The organism is Pseudoalteromonas sp. S554 (genome assembly GCF_005930865.1).
GTDB classification, from domain to species: domain Bacteria; phylum Pseudomonadota; class Gammaproteobacteria; order Enterobacterales; family Alteromonadaceae; genus Pseudoalteromonas; species Pseudoalteromonas marina.
In genome coordinates this window covers 1-7212 of the sequence record NZ_PNDV01000030.1, presented here as the reverse complement: position 1 = coordinate 7212, position 7212 = coordinate 1, and the positions used below count along the sequence as shown (strand labels likewise).

Here is a 7212-nt window from a genome sequence, read left to right as displayed (position 1 = left end):
AAGTTTCTTGAAGAAGAATACGTTGCGCTTTTTAATTTCGTCATTTTTTCACCCAAATTTGTATGCTTATTAGCATAACATTTCTTTCTTAATGGGTGGCCAAAATCACTGTACCACTACATCTTCACCTTCTGTTTCCGCTGTAGAACCAAAAATTTCCCCTCGAACACTGGAGTAACTTCCAATCCAGTTAAAGTCTATGTTATATGCGCTATAATTTAGATCTCCATCGTCACTATACGCCCCACTATAATAAGACATCCCTATCTCCCATTCAGGTAAAAACGCATAAGCGATTCTTCCCCCTAATGCCATCGAGTCGTTGTTGTCACCTTTTTTAGATTCTATTTCTACACCGCCACCATGGTCACCGGCTTCCTGCCGGGGACCACTTACTGCATAAAAGTCGGTAAATATTCGCCCTGCATCACCGAGGTCCCAAGTATTTGAAACGTTAACACCAGTATCATTCATGATATAGGTAACGCCAGCTAAAGAACCATTACCTCCATGTCCACCATAGATACCAGGATTACTTGCGGCCTTATTAATCCAACTAGGATGAATGTTGGCAGCAAACTGCCCAAAAGGTAGTAAAAACTTACCCGCAGTAATAATGGTATTATCATTAAAGAAATAATGCATATTTGCATATTCAAGTTCTGTTTCAGTTTCCCCTTCCGCATTAGTGCTAAATTCTAACTCTGCTTCAATATGGATTTTTTCAGATAATTGGAATAAGAAAATAGGAACAAACCGTGCAACTACATTATTTTGAGTATCATTGCCTTCTTCATCTTTCATATTTGGCTGGTATGCATAAGTTACGTCACCGTAACCAGCCAATGCTAAACGACCAATATCTAAAGCAGAACTTTCTTGTGCGGTAGCAGTTGTCATCAAAGACATTGAAATGGCTGCTGCAACTGCCGATTGGAGAAGTACCTTTTTCATGGTATCACCTTAATATTTTGTGTTGGCGTGAGTTATTCATCACACTGATTTAATTTAAAAATAAGAATTAGTTATAGAGCAAAAAGAACACACTTTACTTTTACGCAAACCCATCATAGTTTTCATGGTGCTCTAAACTTTTTTGAATTAATGGAAGTCAGTTACCTAAAAATAGGCACACTGATCCCTATTAAGCGAATATTGGAGGGCGATAAGGATTAGATCGAGTTTGCGATATAAAGTTTTGAATTAAGCTTTTAGTAACCTTCGAAATTACAGGTAGAAAACCTGATATATTAATATCTTGAACTAATGAAGAGTTTGCCTCCCCTGTATAATCTTGCATACAATCACAATCTATACAATGGCAGTTATCCATTGTTTTTGAATCATGATTAGCATGCTTACTTTCAGGTATTTCAGCTTTTTCTTGGTGCTCACTATCATGATGATGATCATGGATATTAACAGTTTTGTTTAGAGATGATAGTGCATTAGAGGTGATGGCCATTTCAGAACACAAATGAATAGCTGTAGCAAATACTTGTCCATTTAAAGACAAATATATCAAAATATAAAATAGCCAATTCAAACGTTGTCCCATGGACAGTTCTATCCTCGCTAGTATGTTACTTCACTATAAACTTATAGCATATTTGCTCTGATAATATTGATTGAAATCAAGCATTCGAACAATCCCTTAAAATAATTATGGTTACTATCTTTCATCATCCAATTAACCATGTGGCGCAGGTACAGACCAGAGAATTACAAATACGAGAGAAGCAGCTATAAACGCGCTCCCAATGATTTTTAGCCATACTCTCCCTGTTTTATTCTTGTATTTAAGCAATAGCATTGTTGTAATTAGCGTCTGGACTAAATAATAAAGAGCAAACCCTTTAGAAGCGAAATTAATTATTTCAAAAACATTCGAAGTCCAGACCAAAATAATTGCTAAAATGACCACTAACATATATCCCATATTAGTTGAAATTTTAGATTTGAGAAGCTCTCTAACTAGACCTCCACCACCTATTGTATCGGCTAGTGCAGCACTTAGTTGGCTTGCTGTTGCAGCAATTAAAAGCAGAATAGGTAAGACCCAAACAGCTTTGCCTAATGTATGGCTAATCGTAGTTTCATTTAATTCAACAATAGGAAATTCTAAAAATATTGGACAGGTTAACCCTATAAAAATGACATACAGTACAATTGCGATCCCTTGTGAATATTTGACTGCCTTTATACGTTGAGCTGCTGAATATTCTGCCCCCATAAAACGAGTTGTTTCGAACCCTTGTGTAACCATCAGCATTCCAGCCAGCATGCTAATTATTTCAAATTTACTTAAACTCTGAGCAGCTGAATGTTCAAACCAAGCCTTACCTGTCGATATGTCATAAGTAAACAAAGCAACCAATACACCAACTATAATAGAAAGTTTGATGGTCACAGCATAAAGCTCTATAGCTTCTAAACCCTTCGCACCTCTAATCCAAGCTACAGCCATTATCGAAAGTAATACCGCAGTTGTGGCAACCCTTACAATATACAAATTTTCAATACCAAGGCGGTCAAAAACAAATGCAGAAAACAGGCTGATATAAAAAGCGACAGATATTGCATATGCCCCTCCAAGAAACCATTGACCAACCTGTTCTAGCTTTGCAATAGATCCATTAGGGTTTTCAACTAAATATTGCTCAGCATGAAGTATGTTGAAGCGAATAATAGCTCCCAAAGCTAATGAAAACAGTGATAAAACTACAATTCCAGCTAATGCCCACTTTCCCATAGTGGCATGCAGTAGTGGTGCAACAATTAAAAATCCACTGCCAATGATTGAAGCTAAAGGAGTTACGGTCGCCCTCCATTGTTGCGATAAGCGAAACCGTTTATTAAACAAAACTATAACTACAACTAATGAAAAGAAAATTGCAATACCGTTATGCAACATACTTCATACTCCAAAGATTAATGGTGTTTATACCAGCCAGCTTTTTTAATGTCATTCCAGGAGGTATTTTGATGACAAGCAAAACATTCTTCTACAGGTGCTTTGTGCTCCCCTGCAACCTTTGCAGATATCTTTTTAAAATGTTTCATATAGTGGCTAGGTGGTGCCTCATGGCATTGATTACAGTCGTTTGACTTGTTTGATGGATGAACAAATGAAGATAGAGACCACTGTTCAGTGCTATGACATTGTACACAATCATCTGAAAACAACCCAAAATGCCTATCATCGTTAGCATGACAAGTAGCGCAATTAAGCAACGCTTCTTTTGTACTAACATGCGGATTAATAAGTAGCGGATCCACTTTTCGATTATCCGATAACATTTCTTTGAAAAGCTTTTGCACAGCCGTGCCTTGATCAAACGGGGTATTATCTTCAGGTAACATGCGTAAACCTATATCAGAGAGTGCCTCATGATCCATTGTAGATATGCGTGCTGCTTTTCCTTGATGCTCCATATGACATGAATTACATTCAGCTATATCGACATGAAACAAAGTAGGCTGACGCTGGATTATTTGAGTATCATTGGCATGACAAACAACACAATTTTCACGAGTAACCCCCGTTATTGGCGTATGACAACTTTGACAATCATCTTCTAAAAAGGAATGGGCTTCACTTAAATCTCCAGGGATAACGGTCATTTCCCAATTTATATCGGGTAACTCACTCGAATGGTAATAGTGACTTACCAACGCAGCTATAATCACTGCTATAATTCCACCAAAAATATATTTGATCATAACCACCTCAAACCAAAATAAATTTCAGCAGTAATATGAAAAATTATGAGCACATATAAGATCATGGAAATAGATATATGAAATTTTAACCACCGTTTGAACCAAAGCTTTGCTGTATCATGAATACGAATGCTGTATTCAATATCTGATATTGCATCGACCAATCGCAAAATTCTTCTCTCATTGCTAGTTCGACCTAAGCCAAGACTAGTTGAAAAGAGTGATGGAGAGTGTGAGTTTAAATCACTTGGCATAGCGTTAATATGTTTCGAACAAAATCGGTCATGCAATTCAATTTGTTCATCTTTTAATTCATTTTTTAATTCTTCTTTTAGTTTTTTCTTATCTTTTAATTTTGACGATATTAAGCTAAGTATATATCGTCCAATGAAACCACTAATCGCAACTAGCATCATTAAGAGCACCAATAGAATACCAAGTAAACTATCAAAACGGTGAGCACTATGTAGTAATCCTATGATTGGTCCTAACACCCCAGCATAAATATGCCAAACCAATAATGTTGACATAGGAACCTTCTTGGTCACCCAGGTTTTTATTGATTTATTTCTCTTGATCACTAAGTAAATTAAAGGAAAAAACAACAAAAAGGCGGCTATTATTCCGAGCATACTTCCACTAAAACTGCCAGGAAAACGTGGTGAACTGTGCCAAACAAATCCACCCCATAGCACGATCATCAGCAACACTAAACTGGCGACAATTCTCCGTTCTTGATTTGCCATAACTTTATATCTCCACCTTTACAGGGGTTTTGGGTATTGATTGACAAGCTAATACGTAACCATTTTCTTTATCATCAACCTCTAGGCCATCATCCACATCCATTTCTACTTGCCCTTCGAGTAACTTGACTTTACATGAGCCACAGCTTCCTGCTCTGCAAGAGCTATCAATATCAACATCTAAATTTTCTGCAACATCAAGAATGCTTTCTCCTTCTGCTGCTTTTGCATGTTTATTTGACTGAGTAAAGGACACTTCAAAACCATTATTAATAGCTTCAGCTTTGATACTGGTATTTTTATCTATATTCCCCATGATAGGACTTTGTGGTTTATTTTCTTTCTTCACAGGGCTACTACCACCAAAAGCTTCTATTTTCACTCTTTGAGGCATCATACCTAACTCAATAAGCATGTTTTTCATAGCATCCATCATCGGTGGAGGCCCACAAATGTGAGCAGTTTTTTCCGATAGTTCTGGAACAAAATCGTTTACCAATTGAGAAGTAAATCTACCTTGAGGTCCCATCCAAGCAGTTCCTTCAACTCGTGTCATGCTCACTAAGACATGTAAGTTTTTATGACGAGATTGTAAATACCTTAATTCTCGTTCGAAAATAAAGTCATTTGATGTTCTTGCACAAAAAAGAAAATAGATATTTCCTTTCCAACAGGTAGAGGTTAAATATCTAACGGCACTCATCATGGGGGTAATCCCAACACCACCAGATACTAATACAATATTCTCTTCATTATTTCCGTTGAAGTAGAACTTACCATTAGGTGCTTTTATTTCAAGCGCATCTCCTATGCAAACGTTGTCGTGCATGAAACGAGAGACTAAGCCTTGCTCCTCTCTCTTTATTGTTACTTCAAAATAATCTCTCTGAGTGGGTGACGAGGCAATGGTATATGAGCGTTTGACTACTTTGGGCTGTTCAGGGATATTGAGATAGAAAGTAACAAATTGGCCTGGCTCATAATTGAATGGCAGCGGTTCCCCTGCTAAAGAAGCCAATCTAATTGTTTTTACATCATGTGTTTCATTAAATATTCCGATGACATATACAGTACCTTTGAACACGCCCTTTTTCTTTGAAGTAAAATCAGTAGATTCATTACTAGCAACCAATGCTCCATTCAACTCACTAGACTCATCAAACGTGGGGCTAGTGTTTATATTTTCAGAAACTTCTTTCTTATTTTCATTGTCTATCACTTGCGGCTCCTTGACTGGAGCTATCTTTAATTCTTCTAACAGCGCAGATGCTCTTTTCATTTTAAAGGCGTATACCCAAATAAAAACAAACGCAAATAGAAATAAAATGGTCATAACACCAAAGTGAAGTATGCTTATTCCGAATATATTTGATTGCTCGCTTTTAGGCACTGTTGGTAAGAGATTCATTTGACTTTTAAACCATTGAAGAGCCACTCGCCTTGGTTCCTGCCCTTCTGCTATCGCCCTTTTAGTAGCTAAACCACTATTGTATTGACTTAAACCTTGCTCTATTTTTTCTATAGAAGATTGCATTTCAGAATAGTTTTGCTGACCATCGGCATTAGCTAACGACATAAAGCCGTCTACCATTATTTGATTACCTTTTTGCATTCTATTTATGGCTTTTTGAAGTACTTCATCGGCCAAGTGAGGAGGAAGTTTCGATAGGCGCATTAATGTGGGGTAGAGATCTTTAGGCTTAGGTGCTCCCATTTGCTCCATCATTCCGTTCATCTTTTTACCCATTCCTGGGCCTTTAGACATACCAGAGGTTTGTGTTTGGCCAACACTATCAACAGATAAGTTACTCACACCGTCATTATTAGCTACGACAATATTTTTTTGAGTTGGTGAAATTTGTGAATTCTTTGGATGATGACTCGCATGTTCATCTTTCCCTTGCTGAGCAAATGATGCAGTGCAATAAAAATATAAGGTAACCCAAAGTGATAGAGTAATAACTGTTTTATTAATAAAGAAATTCATTATAGACCTATTCCTTACTATCAAATTCTTTTGATATATTTATTTTTTTAATAAGTTCCACTTGTTGCGGCAATAAAACGTCTACAGATTGACCGACCATCTCGATAAATGATAATCGTAGTGTTGAATTGACAGATGCTATTTCTGAAAGAGTATCTCTAACCTTATTTAAATTAGGGATTCCTGAAGCGGTCTCTTTCCACAAACGCTTTTCGAGTTGTTCACGCAGAGTAACTTTTTCTCGTTGGGTAATTCCCCATTGCTGCTTTATGTTAAACAATTGTTCAACCTGCCCGGAAGTCAGTTCAAGTTCAGATACATAATCTAGAAAAAAGTCGGTTTCACCAAGGTGATATAGGTGTGGTGCATCTTGATAGCCAGGTAAAACATCAGTCTTGGTAGATAACGATCCTTGTTTTTCTGGTAAAGGTTTGGTCCCCATCATTGATTTGTTTTTCATCATCATTTTACACATTCTACCCATGCAGTTTTTTTTCTTGGTCATCATACCCATTTTATTTCGCCCCATTTTTTGGTTAAGGCTACTAGAGGTATCGCCCTGATTATCTCCGGTTGTTTCAAGAGCATTTGAAGTACTTAATTTAACGTTTTCTAGGCTAGGCAAGGTTTGAATCGCCCCGAGTTCATCGGAGACCAGTTTGTTTAAGTCAGGCCACTTTACCTGACTCGTTTAAATTATCATAGTAGTCTGTTTCATATTGAGATGCTCAAAGATACCCATTAGAAGAAAATAAC

Annotated in this window: 7 protein-coding genes; all 7 read right to left on the bottom strand. The window is 37.0% G+C overall.

What is annotated here, in order from left to right; translation table 11 throughout:
- Positions 1-105 precede the first annotated feature (105 nt).
- Entirely contained in the window at positions 106-954 is an 849-nt protein-coding gene (locus tag CWB65_RS07355) for a porin (RefSeq protein WP_249365025.1), read from the bottom strand.
- Positions 955-1144: 190 nt separating this feature from the next.
- The gene (locus CWB65_RS07350) at positions 1145-1558 is read right to left on the bottom strand and encodes a hypothetical protein (RefSeq protein WP_138740289.1); all 414 of its coding nucleotides are present in this window, start codon (positions 1556-1558) and stop codon (positions 1145-1147) included.
- Between the two features lie 132 nt (positions 1559-1690).
- Complete coding sequence (locus CWB65_RS07345) at positions 1691-2914, bottom strand: Aq_097 family APC-type transporter (protein WP_008133164.1); 1224 nt, start codon at positions 2912-2914, stop codon at positions 1691-1693.
- Positions 2915-2931: 17 nt separating this feature from the next.
- The gene (locus CWB65_RS07340; RefSeq protein WP_238530330.1) at positions 2932-3690 is read right to left on the bottom strand and encodes a cytochrome c3 family protein; all 759 of its coding nucleotides are present in this window, start codon (positions 3688-3690) and stop codon (positions 2932-2934) included.
- A gap of 29 nt (positions 3691-3719) precedes the next feature.
- The gene (locus tag CWB65_RS07335) at positions 3720-4469 is read right to left on the bottom strand and encodes a hypothetical protein (protein ID WP_008133160.1); all 750 of its coding nucleotides are present in this window, start codon (positions 4467-4469) and stop codon (positions 3720-3722) included.
- Positions 4470-4473: 4 nt separating this feature from the next.
- Positions 4474-6456, bottom strand: coding sequence for a 2Fe-2S iron-sulfur cluster-binding protein (locus tag CWB65_RS07330; protein ID WP_249365024.1), 1983 nt, complete (start codon positions 6454-6456; stop codon positions 4474-4476).
- A gap of 7 nt (positions 6457-6463) precedes the next feature.
- Positions 6464-7081 carry a hypothetical protein gene (locus CWB65_RS07325; protein ID WP_249365023.1) on the bottom strand — a complete coding sequence of 206 codons (618 nt, stop codon included), beginning with the start codon at positions 7079-7081 and terminating at the stop codon, positions 6464-6466.
- Between the last annotated feature and the right edge of the window lie 131 nt (positions 7082-7212).

Coding starts and splice junctions, on each gene's coding strand:
- CWB65_RS07335 (WP_008133160.1), bottom strand. CDS start 4,469: ATGGCAAATCAAGAACGGAGAATTGTCGCCAGTTTAGTGTTGCTGATG.
- CWB65_RS07330 (WP_249365024.1), bottom strand. CDS start 6,456: ATGAATTTCTTTATTAATAAAACAGTTATTACTCTATCACTTTGGGTT.
- CWB65_RS07350 (WP_138740289.1), bottom strand. CDS start 1,558: ATGGGACAACGTTTGAATTGGCTATTTTATATTTTGATATATTTGTCT.
- CWB65_RS07355 (WP_249365025.1), bottom strand. CDS start 954: ATGAAAAAGGTACTTCTCCAATCGGCAGTTGCAGCAGCCATTTCAATG.
- CWB65_RS07345 (WP_008133164.1), bottom strand. CDS start 2,914: ATGTTGCATAACGGTATTGCAATTTTCTTTTCATTAGTTGTAGTTATA.